Annotated in this window: 16 protein-coding genes and 1 pseudogene; 5 read left to right on the top strand and 12 right to left on the bottom strand. The window is 69.5% G+C overall.

Annotated elements, in window-relative coordinates; all coding sequences use genetic code 11:
• Nucleotides 1-35 precede the first annotated feature (35 nt).
• Both ACFYXH_RS13060 and ACFYXH_RS13055 read right to left on the bottom strand, forming a co-directional pair.
• Nucleotides 36-1,763: a SulP family inorganic anion transporter gene (locus ACFYXH_RS13060; RefSeq protein ID WP_389562142.1), complete on the bottom strand. Its 1,728-nt coding sequence runs from the start codon at nt 1,761-1,763 to the stop codon at nt 36-38.
• A gap of 544 nt (nt 1,764-2,307) precedes the next feature.
• Nucleotides 2,308-3,375 (bottom strand): zinc-dependent alcohol dehydrogenase family protein, encoded by a 1,068-nt coding sequence (locus ACFYXH_RS13055; protein ID WP_389562141.1) that lies wholly within the window; start codon nt 3,373-3,375, stop codon nt 2,308-2,310.
• A gap of 366 nt (nt 3,376-3,741) precedes the next feature.
• Here ACFYXH_RS13055 and ACFYXH_RS13050 point away from each other — a divergent pair.
• Nucleotides 3,742-4,214, top strand: a pseudogene (locus ACFYXH_RS13050) (Crp/Fnr family transcriptional regulator).
• Nucleotides 4,215-4,570: 356 nt separating this feature from the next.
• On the opposite strand, the gene ACFYXH_RS13045 reads toward ACFYXH_RS13050, so the two are convergent.
• Nucleotides 4,571-5,623: a LacI family DNA-binding transcriptional regulator gene (locus ACFYXH_RS13045; protein WP_389562140.1), complete on the bottom strand. Its 1,053-nt coding sequence runs from the start codon at nt 5,621-5,623 to the stop codon at nt 4,571-4,573.
• An 86-nt stretch (nt 5,624-5,709) separates the two neighbouring features.
• On the opposite strand from ACFYXH_RS13045, the gene ACFYXH_RS13040 reads away from it, so the two are divergent.
• Genes ACFYXH_RS13040 through ACFYXH_RS13030 form a run of 3 tightly spaced genes read left to right on the top strand, consistent with a single transcriptional unit; the run spans nt 5,710 to nt 8,796 of the window.
• Nucleotides 5,710-7,146, top strand: coding sequence for an APC family permease (locus ACFYXH_RS13040; RefSeq protein ID WP_389562139.1), 1,437 nt, complete (start codon nt 5,710-5,712; stop codon nt 7,144-7,146).
• A 52-nt stretch (nt 7,147-7,198) separates the two neighbouring features.
• Complete coding sequence (locus ACFYXH_RS13035) at nt 7,199-8,380, top strand: alpha/beta hydrolase family protein (protein ID WP_389562138.1); 1,182 nt, start codon at nt 7,199-7,201, stop codon at nt 8,378-8,380.
• A complete protein-coding gene (locus ACFYXH_RS13030; protein WP_389562137.1) occupies nt 8,377-8,796 on the top strand; it encodes a hypothetical protein in 420 nt (139 codons plus the stop codon). The genes ACFYXH_RS13035 and ACFYXH_RS13030 overlap by 4 nt, the downstream gene beginning before the upstream one ends.
• 116 nt (nt 8,797-8,912) lie before the next feature.
• Here the strand turns inward: ACFYXH_RS13030 and ACFYXH_RS13025 are convergent, their stop codons facing one another.
• From ACFYXH_RS13025 to ACFYXH_RS12990, 8 genes are all read right to left on the bottom strand, one after another.
• On the bottom strand, nt 8,913-9,611 hold the full coding sequence (locus ACFYXH_RS13025) for a cupredoxin family copper-binding protein (protein ID WP_389562136.1): 699 nt from the start codon (nt 9,609-9,611) through the stop codon (nt 8,913-8,915).
• Nucleotides 9,608-10,114 (bottom strand): hypothetical protein, encoded by a 507-nt coding sequence (locus tag ACFYXH_RS13020; RefSeq protein ID WP_389562135.1) that lies wholly within the window; start codon nt 10,112-10,114, stop codon nt 9,608-9,610. Before ACFYXH_RS13020 ends, ACFYXH_RS13025 begins: the two co-directional genes overlap by 4 nt.
• A gap of 140 nt (nt 10,115-10,254) precedes the next feature.
• Nucleotides 10,255-11,268 carry a plastocyanin/azurin family copper-binding protein gene (locus tag ACFYXH_RS13015; RefSeq protein ID WP_389562134.1) on the bottom strand — a complete coding sequence of 338 codons (1,014 nt, stop codon included), beginning with the start codon at nt 11,266-11,268 and terminating at the stop codon, nt 10,255-10,257.
• A 41-nt stretch (nt 11,269-11,309) separates the two neighbouring features.
• Nucleotides 11,310-12,626, bottom strand: coding sequence for a CopD family protein (locus ACFYXH_RS13010; protein ID WP_389562133.1), 1,317 nt, complete (start codon nt 12,624-12,626; stop codon nt 11,310-11,312).
• A 1,162-nt stretch (nt 12,627-13,788) separates the two neighbouring features.
• Nucleotides 13,789-14,553, bottom strand: a complete 765-nt coding sequence (locus ACFYXH_RS13005) for a DUF2071 domain-containing protein (protein ID WP_362690796.1) — start codon at nt 14,551-14,553, stop codon at nt 13,789-13,791.
• A gap of 130 nt (nt 14,554-14,683) precedes the next feature.
• Nucleotides 14,684-15,697 carry an NAD(P)/FAD-dependent oxidoreductase gene (locus ACFYXH_RS13000; RefSeq protein WP_389562132.1) on the bottom strand — a complete coding sequence of 338 codons (1,014 nt, stop codon included), beginning with the start codon at nt 15,695-15,697 and terminating at the stop codon, nt 14,684-14,686.
• Complete coding sequence (locus ACFYXH_RS12995; RefSeq protein ID WP_389562131.1) at nt 15,694-16,221, bottom strand: isoprenylcysteine carboxyl methyltransferase family protein; 528 nt, start codon at nt 16,219-16,221, stop codon at nt 15,694-15,696. The genes ACFYXH_RS13000 and ACFYXH_RS12995 overlap by 4 nt, the downstream gene beginning before the upstream one ends.
• 12 nt (nt 16,222-16,233) lie before the next feature.
• Entirely contained in the window at nt 16,234-17,289 is a 1,056-nt protein-coding gene (locus ACFYXH_RS12990; RefSeq protein WP_389562130.1) for a type III polyketide synthase, read from the bottom strand.
• Nucleotides 17,290-17,409: 120 nt separating this feature from the next.
• Here ACFYXH_RS12990 and ACFYXH_RS12985 point away from each other — a divergent pair, with 120 nt between their 5' ends.
• On the top strand, nt 17,410-18,279 hold the full coding sequence (locus ACFYXH_RS12985; protein WP_389562129.1) for a UbiA family prenyltransferase: 870 nt from the start codon (nt 17,410-17,412) through the stop codon (nt 18,277-18,279).
• 117 nt (nt 18,280-18,396) lie between these two features.
• Here ACFYXH_RS12985 and ACFYXH_RS12980 read toward each other — a convergent pair whose 3' ends face one another.
• Complete coding sequence (locus tag ACFYXH_RS12980) at nt 18,397-19,428, bottom strand: aldo/keto reductase (RefSeq protein ID WP_389562128.1); 1,032 nt, start codon at nt 19,426-19,428, stop codon at nt 18,397-18,399.
• Nucleotides 19,429-19,465: the final 37 nt, after the last annotated feature.

Raw genomic sequence — 19,465 nt, 5'->3', positions numbered from 1 at the left:
ACGTTCAAAGCAGGGGGCGTTCGGCCCTCCAAGGTTCAAGCCTTTTCGGGCCCTGCTGGCGGAGCATTGTGGCGGAGCCAGTCATGGTAGGCCTCGAGGGCCGTGGGCAGCGTGGGGAAGATAAGATCCGCGCCGATGGAATCAGTGAGCCCGTACGCGTCAAGATCGTCGCGCAGGTCCTGCTTGACCCGGGCGAGTGCGAAGACGATCCCGTGGGCGACCAGTCGGCGGCGTACCTCCTCCAAGGAGTCCATGGCCGTGATGTCGACTTCGACATTCGCCTCGGTGTTGAGGACGAACCAAGCGACCGGACCTTGATGTTCGTCCACGGCTGCCAGCGCGCGGCGTTGGAAATCCTGGGCGTTGGCGAAGAACAACGGGGAGTCGTACCGGTAGACGACCAAGCCGGGAATCGTGTGGGCCTGCGGATAGTCGTCGACGTCGTGCATGCCGGCGAGGCCGGCGACGAGCCCTTGGATGGCGTCGTGCGGGCGGGCAACTCGGGCAAGCATTTCGGCGACGGACAGCCCTACCGCGAGCAGGACGCCGTAGAGGATGTCGAAGGCGAGCACGCCGGCAAGTGAGCTGACAGCCAGCAGGAGTTCGCTGCGACGGAACGAGGCGAGCCGATGGAATGCACGCAGATCAATGAGGCGAAGCGCGGCGTAGACGACGATGGCTGCCAGGACGGCTACCGGGAAGTTTGCGAGGACCGGGCTGAGGAAGAGGAGAACCGCGAGCAGTCCGGCCAGGGCCGTGAGCGAGTAGATCTGGGTCCGGCCGCCTGCCGCGTCGGCGAGTGCTGTGCGGCTCGCACTGCTGCTCACCGGGAACCCATGCAGGACACCGGCGCCGATGTTCGAAGCCCCGAGGGCGAGGAGTTCCTGATTGGTGTCGATGCTCTCGCCCTTGCGTGAGGCGAACGCCCGCGCGGTGAGAATGACGTCGGTATAGCCCACGAGCAGGACACCGACGGCGGGAAGCGCGAGGCCGGAGAGGTCACCGAGATCGGGCAGTTCGGGGCTCGGGAGTCCGGCGGGAACGTCACCGATCACCCGGATTCCGAACTGCTCCAGGTCGAAGGCGCTCACAGCAGCAGTGGCGAGCACGACAACAATCAACGAAGCAGGGACTTTTGGAACCCGCCATTGCATGAGCAGAAGAAGTCCCAGAGCCACTGCGGCGAGCGTGAGCGTTGCCGAATGGACCTGCGACAGCCTGGTGACGAAGGAGCCGAGCTGTTCTGCGAACGAGGTTCCGCTGGCCGGGACCCCGGTGAGCTTCGGCAGCTGATCGACAATCATGATGAGACCCACACCCGCCATGTAGCCGACAAGAATCGGCCGGGACAGCAGGTCGGCGACGAAGCCGAGGCGGGCCGCGAACGCGGCGAGGCAGAGCAGTCCGACCACGACAGCGAGGGCGGATGCCAGCGTGGCGTACCGGCCGGCGTCGCCCGCGGCCAACGGACCGACCACGACAGCGGTCATCAGCGCCGTGGTTGATTCCGGTCCCACCGAGAGCTGCCGCGACGAACCAAGCAGCGCGTAGACCGCCAGACACGGCAGAGCCGCCCACAGCCCGCTGATCGGAGGCAGGCCCGCCAGCGAGGCATACGCCATGACCTGCGGAATCAGATAGGCCGCCACGGTCACCCCGGCGATCAGATCACCCCGGAGATCGGAGCGCCGGTAGCCGGCCAGAAGGTCCAGCCCCGGCATCAGCCGATGCAGCAAGGGGGCCGTGCCATGCGACGTGTTCATGGGCGCCTTCCTGCGAGGGCTGGAGACATCTCAAACCCTCGTCGTCCTCGGCGCAAGTCAACCGGACGATGGAGCCGGAGGGCATCGGTACATATGGGGCCTGTCGGCCCCCGAAAGGGGTTCACTGGCCCAATCGGGCGAGCACGCCGAGGGGCGATGGTGGAAACCGGTGCATCGACGCGCCACGAGGCAGCGAAGTGAGGAGTCCCGATGAACCGCACCCCGTACTTCGTGAGTGACGTGATGTCCTCCCCCGTGGTCGCCGTCGACCGAAGCGCGCCGTTAAAGAGATCGTCGAGACCCTGGCCACGTGGAAGGTCAGAACACTCAGCGGCACCCTGACAGACACCCGGCTGGTTCCGCTGGCGTCGCGCCTGGTCAGGGCAGTTGCGGGCGTCGTGGATGTCGAGTGGGCTCTGGGCGGCGACGCCCCGGCGACAGCGGATACACCGGTGATAGCGGATAAAACATCGGGGACGGACGACTGATCCGCTTGATGCCGATGTGACGGGCCGGCGACCGAGGCGCCCGGCTCGGCAGGGCGTCAGCTCGTGCGCTCCACGTCCTTGTGCTCCGGGCCACCGAGCACGACCTTGAGCGCACCCGTGTCGGCAGCGCGTGAGAACACGTCGTACGCCTCCTCGATCTGTCCCAGTTCGAAGCGATGGGTCGCGATCGCAGCCGCGGGCAGTCGACCGGCAGCCAGCATGCCCAGCAGAACCGGTGTGGAGTAGGTGTCCACCAGGCCGGTCCTGATGGTCACGTTCTTGATCCAGAGGTCTTCCAGGTGGAGCGTGGCGGGTTTGCCGTGTACGCCCACGTTGGCCACATGGCCTCCCGGCCGTACCACACGCGTGCAGAGTTCAAAGCTTTCCGGTACTCCGACGGCCTCGATGGCCACATCGGCCCCGAGCCCCTCGGTCAGATCCGAGACCAGCTGCTCAGGGTCTTCCGCCGCGTTGACGATGGCGTCCGCACCGAGTTCGCGGGCGGCGTCCAGCCGCGACTTGGCCAGGTCCACCGCGATGATCCTGCCGGGCGAGAACAGCCGTGCCGTGGCGATGGTGGCGAGCCCGATGGGGCCGGCTCCCACGACCACGACGGTGTCGCCGGGCCGGACTCCTCCGTTGAGGACGCCCACCTCGTACGCAGTGGGGAAGATGTCGGACAGCAACACGGCGTCGCTGCTGCTCACTGCTGCGGGAAGCGGGTGGACGGAGAAATCGGCGAAGGGAACGCGTACGTACTCGGCCTGCGTGCCGTTGATCAGGTGGCCGAGCACCCATCCCCCGTTGCCCCGGCACTGCCCGTACATCTGCTCGCGGCAGTAGCGGCAGCGGCCGCAGGGGGAGATGCACGAGACGAGCACCCGGTCGCCGGGGCGGACCGTGCCGACATCACTTCCCGCCTCGACGACCTCGCCGACGGCCTCGTGCCCGAGGACGGTCCCCGGGGTCACTTCGGGCACGTCTCCCTTGAGGATGTGCAGGTCTGTTCCGCAGATGGTCGTGGTGTCGATGCGGACGACGATGTCCGTGGGCTCTTGGATGCCCGGATCTGCCACCTTGTCCCAAGAGGCTTGGCCGGGGCCGTGGAAAACGAGTGCCTTCATGACGTTCCTCTCCTCAGCTGTCCGATGTGTGTCTGTTGTCTCTCCACCCAGCCTGTGGTGGAGAGACAACAGACGCACAGGGGCCGATCGGTCCCTCGGTGGGGGTTCACCGGCCCGATCGGCACAAGGGCACATGGGTGTGATCGTGAAGCCGGAGACAACGGCAGGAGGCGGCAGCCATGGATCTCGGGCAGAGCAAAATCACGACGCGGACCGATTCCTTCAGACCCGGCCTGCTGTCCTTTATGGGCGGCGCAGCACCCGCGGCGGCGCCAGGCCTCTGCCGCCTGGGCCCGCTTCCCGTCACACTGTGGACAAGGAACGAACCCCGGACCGTGGATACGGCCCCGAGGGACGGAGACAGCAATGACCACGGTGCCCCCACTGCTGAACGTCCTGCCACCCCAAGCCCGCGGCAGGCTGCTGGAGCTCGCCCAGGAGACAACCTTCCCGGCCGGCGCCCGCATCTTCGAGGAGGGCGCCCGCGCGGACCGCTTCTGGATCATTCTCAATGGAACCTTCTCAATGGAACCGTCGCCCTCGACCTGCACGTTCCGGGACGCCGCGCCGCCGTCGTCGACCACCTTGGCCCCGGAGAGCTGCTGGGCTGGTCCCGGCTCTTTCCCCCACGCAGCTGGCATCTCGGTGCCGAGGCGGGCGGCCCCGTCCGAGCACTGGAATTCGACGCTGTGAAGGTGCGTGCCCTGTGCGATGAGGACCGGGAGCTCGGCCAGGCGCTCACGCTCCGCATCGCCGAGGTGATCGCCAACCGGCTCCAGTCCGCGCGCGGTCGCTTGCTCGACCTGTACGGGCCCGCCGGCGGAAGTCGTCAGGCGTGACCTCCACGATCTCCTTGACGGAGAGCCGGACATCACCGTGGTCGGAGAAGCCGCCACCGTCGACCACGGCGCCCGCCATGATCGCGTCAAGCAGCGCGTCGGCGCGCCGACACCCACCAGCGGATCCTCGTCGGCGTCGGTGACGCCGCAGCCGGAACCTCCGCCGTCAGAAACACGCGGCCGTCGTCCTACCCGGGAGCCAAGACACAGCCCGAACCAGTCCGGTCGCGGGAAGGCTGGTATGGCCGCCAAGTGCGACGTGGCGACGCCAGTGACCGCTGTTCACGTTCACCTCACGGTCGACCTGGATCACACCCCTCGCACGGGCATCGAGCGAGGGCCTGCACCGGCGCACTTCAGGTGGATGCGCGGACGCGCAGTGTTACCGGCGTTACGACGTCGCCGACCGGAGTGCGCTCGGCGATGAGGTCCAACAACAGGTCGACAGCGGCTCGCGCCTGCTGGTCGGGGTGCTGGTCGAGGGCCGTGATGGTGGGTGAGGCGGCAAGGGTGGAGCGGTCGTCCGTGTCTTGTGCGACGCGCACATCCACCGGCACGGAACAGCTTGTGGCGGCGGCTGCTGCCGCGATTGCTGCCCCGAACCCCTCGAACATACCCACGATCGCGTCCGGCGGCGCGGCGCCCCTCAAGGCGGTGACCGTCGCCCGGCGCACGTTCGCGTACAGGCTCTCGCGGGTGAACTGTTTGTCGCCTGCGATGCCGTGATGCACCGTTACGCCACGGTGAGCCGACCAGAGCCGTGCGTGTGTCACGGTGTCCTGGACGTACTGCCATTCCACCGGCGCGGACAGCATGAGTATCCGGCGCGCTCCGCGCCCCGCAAGGTGTGTGAGGAGTGCGGTGGCACCGCCGAGTGCGTCCGGGCGGACCGCCGGTACGTCCGGGTGCGAGGGGTCCCTGCCGACCGAGACATGGGGAATGCGTGCGCGTTCCAGCAACGCGAACCGGGGGTCGTCATGGACGGGATCGAGGATCACCACGCCGTCCACGGAGTAGCGATTGAGGTCCTTGGTCGCTGTGAAGCCGGGCAGTACGGCGACCGCGTACTGGCGATCGAGGGCTCGTTGCGAGGAGGCCACCACCACCCGCCCGTACCACTCGGAATCGAGGAGCTCGCCCGGTGCGAGTCCGGCGAGCTGTGGCAGCGACAAGCCGATGGTGTAACTGCGGCCTGAGGCCAGTCCGCGGGCGGTGCGGCTGGGTACGTATCCGAGCCGGTCCGCGACGGTCCGTACATGGTCCCGGGTGCGGGCGTCGACGCGCCCCTTGCCGTTCAGCACGTGCGACACCGTGGTCAGGGACACTCCCGCCTCGGTAGCGACGTCCTGGATCGTAATCCTGGCGCTCGGGGACCGCTGCCCCGACTGGGCCTTCCGCTGTTCCGCCATGATCGCATCATAGGTCTCTGTTGACTTTGCCAAAGCGCTTTGGCACCGTGAGGGCCGCACCCCAGCAGACAGTGACAGGAGCCCGCATGACCACCGACACCAAGGCGGAACCTGCCCTGCACGCAGGGGCCCTCCGTGCCCGGCACGTCGTGTTCTTCGTTGTCGCGGCTGCCGCCCCGCTCGGGTTCTCGGTCGGCGCTCTGCCCCTCGCGATAGGACGCGGCGGCATCGGCACTGCCGGGATGTTCCTGGTGTGCGGTGCGATGTTCGCGATTTTCGCTGTCGGCTATGTGGCGATGGCCCGCCACGTCCGCCGCGTCGGTGGCCTGTACCTGTACGTGGCCGAGGGCCTCGGCCGTCCACTCGGCCTGGGCGTCGCCTTCGTAGCCGTGCTGTCCTACGCGGCAGCCGCCACAGGTGCGATCGGCCTCTTCGCGGTCCTTGCGCGGGACATGGTCCACGACCTCTTCCGCGTCTCGACCCCATGGCTGCTCTGGGCCCTGATCGCCACGGTCGCCATGGCCGTGCTCGGGCTGCTACGGGTCGAGCTCAACGCGCGCGTCCTCGGCATCGTGATCATTGGTGAGCTCGCGGTGCTGTTCGTCGTCGCGCTCGCCATCACGGCACGCGGCGGTGTCGAGGGACTGTCAGGAGCTGCCTTCGCGCCGGAGCAGGTGTTCGGATCTCACACTGGGGTGATGCTCGCGGCCGCCATCGCGGCCTTCGCGGGTTTCGAGTCGACGGTCCTGTTCTCCGAAGAGGTCCGCGACCCGGCCCGCACCATCGGCCGCGCGACGTTCGCCGCCATCGCCGTACTCGCCCTCTTCTATGCGTTCATCAGCTGGTCCGGCATCCAGGCGTTCGGCGACAACGGCGCGGTAACCGTGGGGAGCAACGAGCCCACGGCCATGCTGTTCATCGCCGCACGGGAGTTCGCCGGCGTCTGGGTGGCCAAGGCCATGCAGGTACTGGTCGTCACCAGCTGGCTCGCCTCGATCCTGGCGTTCCACAACGCCGCCACGCGCTATGTGCTCGCCCTCGGCCGCGACGGCGTCCTGCCGAAAGCGGCCGCAGCCGTCCACCCGCGGCTGGGATCGCCCTGGGTCGCCAGCGCCGGCCATTCTCTGCTCACTCTGGCCGTGGTACTGGCGTGCGCCATGACCAAGAGCGACCCCTACGAGGTCCTCTTCCTGCTGGGCAGCGCACCCGCCGTCATAGGGCTGCCCCTCATGAACGTCCTGGCCGCCTTCGCGATCTTCGCCTACTTCCTCCGTAACCGGCACGGCCTGCCCGCCTGGCAGGTCCTGCTCTGCCCACTCGTGGCCGGGCTCGCCCTGCTGGCCACGAACTGGCTGATCATCGCCGACACCCAACAGCTCACCGGACGCAGCGACAGCAGCAATGTCCTGCTGCCCCTGCTCGTTCTCGCGGCGCTGGCTGCAGGATGCGCCCGCGGCGCATGGCTGCGGTGGCGACGGCCCGCCGTCTACGGAGCGATCGGGCGGACCGATCCGCTCCTCTGACCCATCCACGACCCGCCGCCCCGAGCGGTCGGCGCACCACAAGGAGAGACCCATGACCTACGACCCCTTCACCCGCGGTGCCCACCCCGTCGGAGTCCGCAGCGACCTGTGGACCGACACCGAACGGCAGCGAACCCTGCCCGTCGAGATCTGGTACCCCGCGCACGACCGCCACCGGGGCCACGACCTCGACCCGGAACACTGGGACACCTTCAGCCCCGGATGGGTCGCCGAAGTCCAGGCCGGCCCGGCCGACGTCGTCCACCAGACCGCAGTCCGCGACGCCGATTGGGCCGACCCGTCTACCAAGCACCCGCTGATCCTGCTGATCCACGGCTATGCGGGCTTCCGCCGCGAAGCCACCTTCCTCGGCACCCACCTCGCCAGCCACGGCTACGTCGTCGTCTCACCCGACGTCGTCGGCAGCACCTTCCTGGACGTGAACGCCTTCCTCACCGCCGAGGAACCCTCCCTCACCTCGTCGGCGGAACACAACGGCGAACCTGACGACGACAACGACCATCTGCGCACCATCGCCCGGAACCGCAAGAGGGACATCCCCTTCCTGATCGACACCGCGACGACAAACCTTCCGGTACGCCCGCACGGGGTCGGCGTCACAGGTGCCAGTTTCGGCGGCTGGTCCTCCATCGTTGCCCCCGCCGTGGACGACCGCGTCACCGCCGTCGTCCCGATGTGCCCGGCCGGGGGCGACTCCCCGGTGGACGACCCCGACAACGGCTTCGTCACGGAACTCGCACTCGACTGGCACAACGACGCCCCCGCCCTTGTGCTGGCAGCCGACCGCGACTCACTACTGCCCCTGTACGGCCAGCTCGCCCTCTTCCGCTCCCTGCCGGCCACGCGCAAGCGCATGGTCGTCCTCGCCCGCGCCGACCACAACCACTTCGTCGACGACATCGATACCGGCCAGGCGTGGCTCAAGGAGTTCGCGGAACAGCTCGCCGCTCTCTTCCCCGACGGCCCCGGAGACTGGCCCCGGGTTGCCCGGTCCGTCGAGCCCATAGAGCGTCTCGTTTCGGGGGACAAGGCCAAGCTGGCCTGGCAGGGCCTGGTCACGGCCCACTTCGACGCCCATCTCTCCGACGATCCCGGCGCCAGGGCTTTCGTCTCCGCCGACCCCGACGCCGTGCTCGCCGCACGGGGCATCGACACCTACACAATCGAGTTCGGCTCCCCCGCGTCCGCCGTATCCAACCACCGCGCGCGATGACCGACGAACAGGAACTCGGAGCCCTCGTCGAGCGCGCCTACGCCGCCCTCGCCTTCAAGCCGGGCGAACAGCCCGACTGGGAGCAGTTCAATGCCGTGTTCCACCCTGCCGCCGTGCTGGCCCTGCGCATCTTCCCCCAGGACCGCGAGGTTTCGGTGCTGGATCTGGCCGCCTATGCAGAGGAACAGATGCGCAACGGCCTGCGAGAAGAGGGCTACTCCGAAACGCCCGGCAGCCGCAGCATCGAGATCACCGGCGACGTCGCCCTGGTACGCCAGGAGTTCACCATGAACTTCACGAACTCCTCCGCCACCGAGGCCATCGACGTATTCTCCTGCGCACGCGTCGGTAGCGCCTGGAGCATCATCAGCGTCCTCAGCGACATGCAGCCCAAGTCCCGGCCGAGACGGCCCTGATCTGCGTGAGCGATACGTGAGCGAATGGGGTGGCACCCAGCGGAGGGGGCGTGACCTCGGGAGAGCACGATGCGCAACTGAGATCGCGGTCAGCGCGACGGTCAGCTGCGCGTGGCTCACACGTCGCCGCTCCTTGCCGTCCGGCGTGCGGCGGCCGAGCGGGAGCCGACCAGGAGCAGGCATAGCACCGCGACTCCGGCGACGGCTCCAGTGAGGAGCAGCAACGGCCGCAGAGGGTGTGCGGAGGCTGTGGGCCGGGTGTTGGGGGCGACCTGCGCCTGAGCAGGTGCGGATGCGGCGGCGGGCGGGGTGGAAGGCGTCGGCGAGCCTGCGGACTGGGAGGGCGGGCGGGTGCTGCTGCGGGGTGGGGCGGCGGGCGTCTCGGCGTGTTGGTGCCGAGCGGTGGGCTGGTGCATGTGCGAGTGGGTGGCAGCCGGGCTCGGGGCAGCGGCTGCCTTCACGGTGAGTTGTCCCGTCATGCCGGGGTGGACCGTGCAGAGGTAACCGTATGTGCCAGGGCTGGTGAAGGTGTGGCTCCAGCTGCCGCCTTTGTCGAGCATCGGGGAGTGGAAGGAGTGCGGGCCGGATGTGGTCTTCACGTCGTGGGGTGCGGTGTCCTGGTTGGTCCAGGTGACGGTGGACCCGGCGGTGATGGTGAGGCTGCGCGGGGTGAACGCGTAGCCGGACATGCGGACTTGGTACTGGCTCGAGGCGTGGGCTGCGGTGGACGGGAGTCCCATGAGGCTCGCAGCCGCCACGAGGAGGAGCGCCGGAATGGCGCGCAGAAGGGTGCTGGTCGTGGGCGTAGCGATCACGTGAACTCCGCGGCGACGAGCAGACGCAGCCGGTCTGCGGGACGGGTATGAGGCAGCGCGAAACCAGTGGCGGCGCGCAGGAGGCGGTAGGGCACCTGGGTGGTGCCGGTGACCAGCAGCCGCTCGGCGGTGCAATCGACGACGCGCAGCGGGAGGTCGGTGGGGAGGGGCTTGCCGCGCAGTGTCAGTTGGCCGGGGCAGACAAGGCGGGACCCGTCGGCGGCCGGTTCGCCACAGTCGCTTTCGAAGACGAGTACGGAGCGCCCCAGCGGTCCGCCGGTGAGCTCGAGGCGTAGGGCGCAGCCGTCGGCGTCGGCGGGCACGGTCAGGGCGGCGTCGGACGTGGTGAGGCGGCGGCGCAGGGTGACGAACGGACCGTAGCGGGCAGTGAGTTCGACGATGCAGCGGCCGGTCTCGGCGGTGTAGGTGCCGGGGCGGGGAAGCCGGCGCGGGCCGTGGGCAGATGGCGGCACAGGGGGCAGGGGCAGGGTTTCGGTGGTCATCCGGGCACCTCTGTGGGCGGCGGAGGGACAATGGCAGGGGTGGCGGGCCGGCCGACTGTGACTCGGCCGGCCCGTCGCTCGTCGTACCTACGTGGGTCCTTGGCAAGGACCGGTGGTCCTCAACGGGGCTCGGTGACCCCTCAGCAGGACTGTGTGAGGTACTTCTCGGTGGGGGCGATCAGATGCTCGGCCCATACGGTGTGCGTCTTGACGTACGCGTCGGGGTTGAGGATGTCCTGGATCTGCTGGCCGGGCGACTCCTCCAGGTGGGCGGACTTGACGTGCTGCAGCAGTACGCTCAGCGTCCCGTCGACGGTGGCACCGCCGCCGTCGACCGCGGGTGTGAGGACCGATTCGATCCAGACCGTGTGCATCTTGATGTAGCTGTCGAGCTTCAGCGCGTCCTGGATCTGCTCACCCGGCGACTCCTCCAGGTGGGCGGACTTGAGGTGCTGAAGGATCGGCAGCAGAACCTGCTGGACGCTGTGGCACTCCTCATCAGAACCACCGCCACCCGTCGGGCCACCGCCACCCGTCGCACCTCCCGAATGGCCGCCGCCGGAGTCGGAGCCGCCCGACGGGCCCCCGGTGTGACCACCAGTTGAACCGCCCGTACCGCTCCCGCCGGTCGATCCGCCGCCGGAGGCCGAACCCCCGGAGCCGCCTGTGCCGGATCCGCCGGAGCTGCCCGAACTGTTGTCGACGACGGTGATCTGCGCCTTCATGTCCGGGTGCACGGCGCAGTAGTAGGAGTACGTGCCGGCCTTGGTGAAGGTGAACGACCAGCTCTCGCCCTTCTCCAGGTTGCCGGAGTCGAACTTCTCCGGGCCGCTGGTGACCGTGACCGTGTGCGGCGCGGAGTCCTCGTTGACCCACTTCACGGTCTGGCCGACGGTGACCGTCAACTTCGGCTGCGCATAGGCCATGTTCTTGATCACGATGGTGTGATCGGCTGCCTTGTCCGACGCAGCCGCGGGCTGCGCCGCCTGCGCGGCGGCGGGGGCGGCGGTGTCCGCCGCCGGTGCCCCGCTCGCCGACTGCAGCAGCGCCAGACAGGTCACGGAGGTGACCGCTGCGGCCAGCCCGCCGATCAGTAGCGCGCGATTGCCCCGCCGGGACGGCGCCCTGCGGCGCCGGGTGTCTTCATCCTGCATGACAGCACAAACTCCTTGCATAGAAAGGGCAGTTGGAACGGTCAGCGGCCGGGGGCGGCCGTGACGAGCAGACTCGCCGCGGCGAGGACGGCCAGCACGAGGCCCGTCTCCGCAGCGACCGAGTAGACGAAGGGCCGTACGGTGGCGGGATCGCCCCGCAGCAGTACGGCGATGTCGAGCCGGGTGCGCACCCAGCTCCGGCTGCGCTGCGCGACGAGCAGCACGGTGACCAGCAGCGCGACCTTGACCAGCAGCAGCCGCCCGTACGACGTGTCGAACAGCGCCCCGAAGGAGCCGAGGACCTGCCAGGACAGCACCACTCCGGCCACCGCGACGGCCGCCACCGACACCCCCGCGAGCGTGGAGTAGCCGTGCACGACCGCGGCCAGCTCGTCCGGTCGGCGCCGCGGCAGTACGCCGGTCAGCAGCAGCACGAGACCGCCGATCCACAGCGAAATGCCCAGCAGGTGCACCAGATCGGCGACCGCACCCCAGCCGGGGTGGGTGCCCTCGGTGCCGTGCCCGGACATACCGACCGTGCGCAACAGCCCGAGGCAGACCACGGCCGCGCCCACCCGCCAGCCCGGCGAGCGTGCGGTCCGCTCCCCGCCCTGCAGCACGGCGGCCAGTACGACAGTGGCCAGCAGCCAAAGCAGAGCCCGCGCGGCACGCGCGAGCCCGGCCTCGCCTGCCAGCGCATCGGCGTACGTCGCCGCGTCGAGGGCATCGCCGAGCGATCCCATAGCGGCGTACGCCCCCTGCAGCCCAGTGCCGGCCACCGTTGCGACGAGCCCACACAGCCAGGCAAGCGTGAGGACAGCGCGGGCACGGCGGTCCTCACTGCCCTGCGGCCATAGCAGCGTGAGGAATCCGAGGCCGCCGACGAACACCACGAGGGCAAGGTATTCGACCCAGCGTGCGACGGTGACGGAGTCCCGCAGCGTGGAGGAGGGCGCCGGGACAGCATCCTCGCCGCCCCCGATCGCGGCGGTGGCGCCTACCTGGAAGGAGAGCATTCCTGCGGTGGCGTGGCCGTCGTGTTCGTCGGTCACTCGCCACACCAGGGTGAGCCGCTCGCCCGCGGCGCCCAGGGACTTGGGAACGGCGACTGCGACGGCTTGGGAGTGCCCGGCATCGGACTGGGTGACTGCCAGCTTCTTGCCGCCTGCCGTCACCCGCACTTCCGCGGGATCAACCGGTTCATTGAACGTGAGTTGCACGGTGCTCGGGATGTGGTCGAGCCGGGCGCCGTCCTTGGGCGTGGAGGAGGTGAGTTCGGTGTGAGCGGAGGCCGCGGGCGCGCACAGCAGCACTGCGATGAGCGCGAGCAGGACGACGCTCGCTCGGCGGATGGTCACGGCGTCGCCTCCACGCCGGCGCTCGGCACGACAGCGGACACGACGCCGGACATGAGGCCGGTGCACAGGGGCGGAGCCGAGGCCGCCGCCGGGGACGATGGCGGGGACGAGGGCGGGGACGAGGGCGGGGACGAGGGGGCGGACACGAGGAGGCTGTCCAGCAATCCCTTCACGGGCGCGACGACACCGTTGAGCAGGGGCTGTACGAGGTGAACCTCGCCGTCATTGCACGCCTGCGACTCGGACGGCGAGGGACTGGGCGACGACGGCGTGCCGGGGCCGGGGCTGGGGCCGGTCGAATGGCCTGAGTGGCCTCCAGGTTGAGAACCGTGATCGTGGTCGTATCCCCCGCCGGGCGCATCCGTCACCGGCAACATCGCACCTGCGCCGCCGTCTTGCCACCCACCACCAATGCCGGGCACATCTGTCTCAGGGGTGTCCACCTCGGGGGCGCCCGCAGATGGCGGCGAGGCGGACGGCGGCGCCGACGGGTAAGTAGCCGGCGGTGAGGCACTGTTCACGGCACCGGCCCCCGGCGCGCCGATGCCGGAGGCGTATCCAAGGACCACGACCACCGCCGCGACAAGCACACCCGCGACGACCTCGTCGCGGTGATCTGCCGGCCAAGACGCCCTGGGAATAAGGGGCATGGGCACTCCTGTCGTGGTCACATGAGTAGCGATGCGAAGGAGTGGACCGGCGCGACGATTCCCCGGCACTACGGGTCAGTTAATCGAGAGTGCATTACGCCTCTCTCAACACTTGCCTCCGTTGTGAGAACGGGGCAGCTCCACCGAACGCCCCGCATTAACACCGGTGAAGAAAGCGTGAATTCGAACGCACTTCGGGATTTCCTTTTCAAAATCACCACCTATTAGTGCTCCGTTGGGTTGGGGCTGCTCGGCTTCTGATCCAGACATCCAGTAGTCGGTCGGTGCCTGCTGGTCTTCGGGCCATTGGACCAACAGGGTCCGCAGGGGCAGCACCCCGTCCCAGCGGTAGTGCCCGCCGCCTGGGGGACAGTGACGGTGGTCGCTCGCGCCACCGTGCCCACCCGCACCCCCGACGTCAGCCGCCGTATCCCGGAGAACCGATGAGACTCATGATCCGGCGGACAGGGCCCCGCATGCAGCAGCTCGGTCCAAGCGCACGGTCGGCCGCTTCAAGGGGTAGGAATGCCGCCGGGGCGGGCCGGGAGGCCGAAGCGTACCGGGACGCCAGGCGAATACAGCACGCTCACCGGCTCCCCCGCAGGTTCGGGCAGTCCTGCCGCCGCCACCAGGTCCTGGTCGCACTCGATCAGATCGGCACGGTGCAGGGGCCAGCGCGGATGCGTGTTCGGCAGGTACACCGACCGTCCGAAGAACGTGTTGTGCATGCCCCAGCGTGCGGTCAGGAAGTGTTCGAGCTCGCTGGGGGTCTCGACGCGCTCGCCGATCCGCAGAGCAATACGGCTGTGCGCGCCTCGCGGCCCTGGCCAGCGCCGCGTGCTGGTGTAGGTGAGTGTGTCGCCGTCGCGCCGGATCGCCATCCGGGACCACAGGTACGGCAGCCGGAACACCGTGCGCGCGACCGCCACCGGGATCAGCCGGGAGGCATCGAGCGATCGGAAGACCACCCCGCGACGCCCATGGGCATCCCTCGAGTACAGACGGACATTCGTCTCGGGAAAAGTACCCAGATAAGGAACGCCGGGGAGGCGGAACCAGCCGACCCGGTGCATCCGGAAGGCGACGAGCCCGATGTAGGTGACCCCATGGAGCGTGTCGGGAACGGTCTCGGCCGGCAGGAGCGGTGCCACATCTGCCGGATCGGCGGCCCAGTGCAGGAATGCCAGGTCCAGCCAGGACTGGGTCAGCAGGGGGCTTACCCCGGGGTGGGGTGAGTCGGCCGTTATGGATTGGGGAGCACGGGGCGTGGGCGGCACCCTTTCAGCATCGCAGAGTCCACTCTGCGGCCGTGCGGAGGGGGACTCGCACCGAGTACGGGACGAGGGGGCGAGGACGCCGAGGACGCCGAGGACGGCAATATGGCACGGCAGGATTCCGCTGCCGTACCTACTGCAATGCGTGTACCGCCGCTCTGAAGGCCGCCGGCGCGCGGTGAGCGGCAGGGACGATCAGACGTGCTGTGGCGGGGTACCGAGCTACTCTCAGCAGGCCCTCGGTCAGCAGCCGGTGACGTCTCGTCAGCCTTGCCCACTGCGCGGGATAGGCCTGAGGCCGGACGGCGGCCAGGCACCTGACCGCCGCCGCGGCCGTCGCCATGGCCAGTGCGATGCCCTCGCCCGTCAGGGCGTCGACATAGCCCGCCGCGTCACCGACCAACAGGGCACGTCCGGCCCGCTGACTCCGCGCCCGCTGCCGCAACGGCCCGGCGCCGCGCACCGAATTCGCCCCGCGGCCCCCGAGCACAGCGGCGAGAGCGGGAAACGCCGTCAGGTGCTCGTCGTAGGAACAACGGTCGCGGCTGAGCACGGCGACGCCCACCAGGTTGTCCCCGACCGGCGTCACGTACGCCTCGCCGTGGCGGGACCAGTGGACCTCCACGAAGTCGGTCCACGGGGCGATGCGGTAGTGGCGGCGCATGCCGTATCGCCGCGATGCGCCCCCGGGACGGTCCAGGCCGAGCTCCCGGCGTAGCGGAGAATGCAGGCCGTCGGCGGCGATCAGCCACCGCGCCGTCAGCCCCGCCGCGCTGACACGGTCGTGGGCCTGGCGGATCTCCCCCACCTTGCCCGGAACGATCCGCACCCCGAGTTCCACGGCCCGCTGATACAGGGCGGCGTGCAGTTCGGTCCGCCGTACGCCGAGCCCGGGGCTGCCTTGGAACGTTGCCTCCGCGCGACGGGCGCCCGCGAGGTAGCGGATCCCGCGCAGGTCGTGGCCGGACACCTCGACACCCAGCGAACGCAGCGCCGCCACACCGCTGGGCATGATTCCCTCGCCGCAGGCCTTGTCGACGGGAGCGGCGCGGGGCTCGACCACGACGGCTTCCATACCCACCCGAGCGGCGTGGATCGCTGCCGCCAGGCCGGCCGGGCCTCCGCCCGCCACCAGGAGGTCGATCACGACCGTACGTCCGCTGCCGCCGCGGAGGCCAGCGCCCCGTCCTCGCACCGGATGCGGACAGCCATGAGCACCGCGTTGAGCACGGTGAAGCCGACGGCAGTCACCCACGCACTGTGGACCAGCGGCAGCGCCAGCCCCTCGGCGGCGACCGCGACGTAGTTGGGGTGGCGCAGCCATCGGTAGGGTCCGTCGGTCACCAGGGGCAGACCCGGGACGACGATGACTCGGGTGTTCCACTGATGTCCGAGCGTACGGATGCACCACCAGCGCAACGTCTGAGCGGCGACGACCACGACCACCATGGTCCAGCCGAACAGCGGGAGGAACGGGCGGCCGGCCAGCCAGACTTCGGCGAGGCAGCCCCCGAGCAGGGCGGTGTGCAGGGCGACCATGGCCGGGTAGTGCCCGCTGCCGGCCTCGATGCCGCCGCGGGCCCGGCTCCAACGGGTGTTGCGCAGCGCCACGGCGAGTTCGGCGCAGCGCTCGACCGCGACAGCCAGCACCAGAGCGGTGTACCAGATCATGCGTCCTCCGACCTACCAGCGCAGCAGTACCAGTTCGCAACAGAATCCGGGGCCCATGGCCATCAGCAGACCGGGCGTTCCCGGTTCGGGCCGCCTCCGCTCCAGCGTGTCCCTAAGGACGTACAGGACCGAGGACGACGACAGGTTCCCCACCTCGGCCAGCGAGCGCCAGGTGACGTCGAGGGCGCCCTCGGGCAAGGAGAGAACCTCGGAAACGGCTTCCAGGACCTTGGGGCCGCCGGGGTGGCACACCCAGTGGGCCACATCCTTCGGCTTGAGCCCGTGCTCCTCCAGGAATCCGTGGACGTCGTCGGCGAGATACCGGCGGACGACGTCCGGGACGGCCACGTCCAGCACCACCCTGAAGCCAGAGCTTCGGATGTCCCAGCCCATCACCCGTTCGGTGTCCGGGTACATACGGCTGCGGGTGGCCACTACCTCCGGGCCGGCCGTCGACGACCGGCGGTCGCCGACGGCGACCACAGCGGCCGCCCCGTCGCCGAACAGCCCGGTCGCCACCAGGTTGGCGGGCCTCGCGTCATTGCGCTGGAAGGTGAGGGAGCAGAGTTCGACCGAGAGCAGCACAGCCACATGGTCGGGCCAGCCGAGCAGGTAGTCGTGCAGCCGAGCCACACCGGCGGCCCCGGCGACGCAGCCCAGGCCGAAGATGGGCAGCCGTTTCACATCGGGTCGCAGGCCGAGACGCCCGACGAGCCGGGCATCGATGGATGGTGCGGCCACTCCGGTGACGGAGGTGAACATCAGCAGGTCCACATCAGCGGGCCGCAGCCCCGCCGTCCGCAGCGCACCGCGGACGGCCTCGGCCCCCAGATCGGCAGCCGCACCGATGAAGACGTCGTTGGCCGCGCCGAGGCCATCCAGCTCGCAATAGCGCTCCAACGGCAGCACCATGTGCCGCGTGCGCACCTGCGTGTTCTCGTGAAGGCGATCGAGGGCACGGCGATCGGCGCCCGGTGGCAGGCAGGTGCGGGCCACCATGTCGGTGATCTCGCCCTGGGTGTGGCGGTGCGGTGCCAGGGAGCCGTGAACAGCCGCGATCCGGGTCATCCCGCTTCCCGCTTCGGAGGCATCATGGCCCCATTCCTTGCCCGCAGAAAGGCGGAGGACACCTCAAGTAGCCCGTGCGGCTGTCACACCCGTCCGTCCCGGAGTGCCTACCATCGCCCGATGGGCACTACGGATCAGTCACAGGTATGCGGCACGACCGCGTGGCCGCTCCGCCGTATGGTGGGGCTGGCCCTGTCCTGCCATCCGGGGCCTGTGGTCGCTGTGACTGTCCTGGCTACCGCGCTGGCCGTCAGCGCCGACCTGAGCGGGGCGCGTTGCGCGCTGATCGGCGCGGCGGTGCTGGCCGGCCAGCTCTCGGTGGGCTGGTGCAACGACGCCTTCGACGCCCGGCGCGACGCCGCGGTCGGCCGCCGCGGCAAACCGGTGGCCGATGGCGCGGTGGGCCGGAGCGCGGTGTGGGCGGCGGCGTTCGCCGCCCTCCTGCTGTGTGTGCCTCTGTCGCTGGCCTGTGGTCTCTTCGCCGGTACGGTGCACCTGACCGCGGTGGCGGCGGCATGGATGTACAACCTCAAGCTCAAGGCGACGGTGCTGTCCTGGCTGCCGTACGTGATCGGATTCGGTACCCTGCCGGCTGTCGTCACCCTGAGTAAACCCGGCCACCCCTGGCCCCAGTGGTGGGCCGTGACGGCCGGAGCGCTGCTCGGCATCGCGGCCCATCTGGGCGACGTGCTCCCGGACATCGGCGATGATCTGGGGACCGGGATGCGCGGGCTGCCGCAGCGGCTGGGCGTCAGCGGCACCCGGCTGCTGTTGCCGGTCCCCCTGGTGGCGGCAACGGCGGTACTGGTGCTGGGACCCGCGGGACCCCCGGGTGTGTGGGGAGCGGCGGCACTGTTGGCGGCGCCGCCGACAGCGGTCGCCGGGCTCGCACTTGGCCGGTACTGGCGCAAGGCGGGGTTCGCCGGGACGGTCGCCGTGGCGGCGGCAGATGTGGCGCTGCTCCTGGTGCGGGGTACCGCCCTTGCCTGACTCGGGTGTCAACACTGCCTCGGACAGGGCGATGCCCCGAGTCACGGCAGCGGAGCCGCCCCCGATCCCCTCCAGGAGATTTCCGACGTGCCCCGGCAGCCCGGGCCGTCCCCGGCGTCAGCGGCGCCGCAGGGACGCGTCGGACAGCGCCGGCGACGTGTAGTAGAAATCGTCCCGGTTCAGGTCCGTGCCCGGAGGCACGATGTCGTCGATCCGGTCCAGGATGTCCGCGCTCAACCCGACGTCCACACCCGCCAGTAGATCCTCCAGGTGCTCGCTCGTCCGCGGGCCGATGATCACCGAGGTGACGGCCGGGTGGGCGCGTACGAAGGCGATCGCCAGGTGCGCGAGCTTCAGGCCCGCGTCGTCGGCCAGCGTCGTCAGCTCGCCGAGGGCCTCCAGCTTGCGGGCGTTGCCCGGCACCGACGGGTCGAACTTGTGCCGCTCAAGGGCCGCCCGGCCGCTGCCCGCCGTGAGGTTGATGTCCGTCGGCCTGGCGTACTTGCCGGAGAGCCAGCCCGCGCTGAGCGGGCCCCAGGTCAGCACACCCATGCCATAGCGCTGGGCGGTGGGCAGCACTGCGGCCTCGACGCCCCGGGCCAGGATCGAGTACGGCGGCTGCTCGGTGCGGAAACGGATGTGGCCGCGCCGCTCGGCCGTCCACTGGGCCTCGACGATCTGTTCCGCGGGGAATGTGGAGTGGCCGATCGCGCGTACCTTTCCCGCGCGTACGAGATCGGACAGGGCGGAAAGGGTCTCGTCGATGTCGGTGTCCGCGTCGGGTCGGTGCACCTGGTACAGATCGATGTAGTCGGTGCCCAGGCGGCGGAGGCTGTTCTCCACGGCGCAGGTGAGCCAGCGCCGCGAGTTTCCGCTGTGGTTGGGATCGTCGCCCATCGAACTGCTGCCTTTGGTGGCGAGTACGACATCGTCCCGGCGGCCCTTGAGCGCCTTGCCGACGATCTCCTCCGATTCGCCCAGGCTGTAGACGTCTGCGGTGTCCACAAAGTTGATGTCTGCGTCCAGCGCCCGGTGGATCATACGGACGGACTCGTTCTGGTCGCCATTGCCCCAGGCGCCGAACATCATGGTGCCCAGCGCGTATTCGCTCACCGAGATACCCGTACCACCGAGGATCCTGCGCTTCATGAGAGCCACGCCTTTCGTAGGGTCGGCTGCAGTGAGC

It is taken from the genome of Streptomyces sp. NPDC002730, from assembly GCF_042888805.1.
Classification (GTDB): domain Bacteria; phylum Actinomycetota; class Actinomycetes; order Streptomycetales; family Streptomycetaceae; genus Streptomyces.
The sequence above is the reverse complement of the archived record's forward strand: the minus strand, read 5'-3'. Positions and strand labels throughout refer to the sequence as shown.

Coding starts and splice junctions, on each gene's coding strand:
- ACFYXH_RS13040 (WP_389562139.1), top strand. CDS start 5,710: ATGACCACCGACACCAAGGCGGAACCTGCCCTGCACGCAGGGGCCCTC.
- ACFYXH_RS13060 (WP_389562142.1), bottom strand. CDS start 1,763: ATGAACACGTCGCATGGCACGGCCCCCTTGCTGCATCGGCTGATGCCG.
- ACFYXH_RS13015 (WP_389562134.1), bottom strand. CDS start 11,268: ATGCAGGATGAAGACACCCGGCGCCGCAGGGCGCCGTCCCGGCGGGGC.
- ACFYXH_RS12980 (WP_389562128.1), bottom strand. CDS start 19,428: ATGAAGCGCAGGATCCTCGGTGGTACGGGTATCTCGGTGAGCGAATAC.
- ACFYXH_RS13020 (WP_389562135.1), bottom strand. CDS start 10,114: ATGACCACCGAAACCCTGCCCCTGCCCCCTGTGCCGCCATCTGCCCAC.
- ACFYXH_RS13035 (WP_389562138.1), top strand. CDS start 7,199: ATGACCTACGACCCCTTCACCCGCGGTGCCCACCCCGTCGGAGTCCGC.
- ACFYXH_RS12985 (WP_389562129.1), top strand. CDS start 17,410: ATGGGCACTACGGATCAGTCACAGGTATGCGGCACGACCGCGTGGCCG.
- ACFYXH_RS12995 (WP_389562131.1), bottom strand. CDS start 16,221: ATGATCTGGTACACCGCTCTGGTGCTGGCTGTCGCGGTCGAGCGCTGC.
- ACFYXH_RS13055 (WP_389562141.1), bottom strand. CDS start 3,375: ATGAAGGCACTCGTTTTCCACGGCCCCGGCCAAGCCTCTTGGGACAAG.
- ACFYXH_RS13030 (WP_389562137.1), top strand. CDS start 8,377: ATGACCGACGAACAGGAACTCGGAGCCCTCGTCGAGCGCGCCTACGCC.
- ACFYXH_RS13045 (WP_389562140.1), bottom strand. CDS start 5,623: ATGGCGGAACAGCGGAAGGCCCAGTCGGGGCAGCGGTCCCCGAGCGCC.
- ACFYXH_RS12990 (WP_389562130.1), bottom strand. CDS start 17,289: ATGACCCGGATCGCGGCTGTTCACGGCTCCCTGGCACCGCACCGCCAC.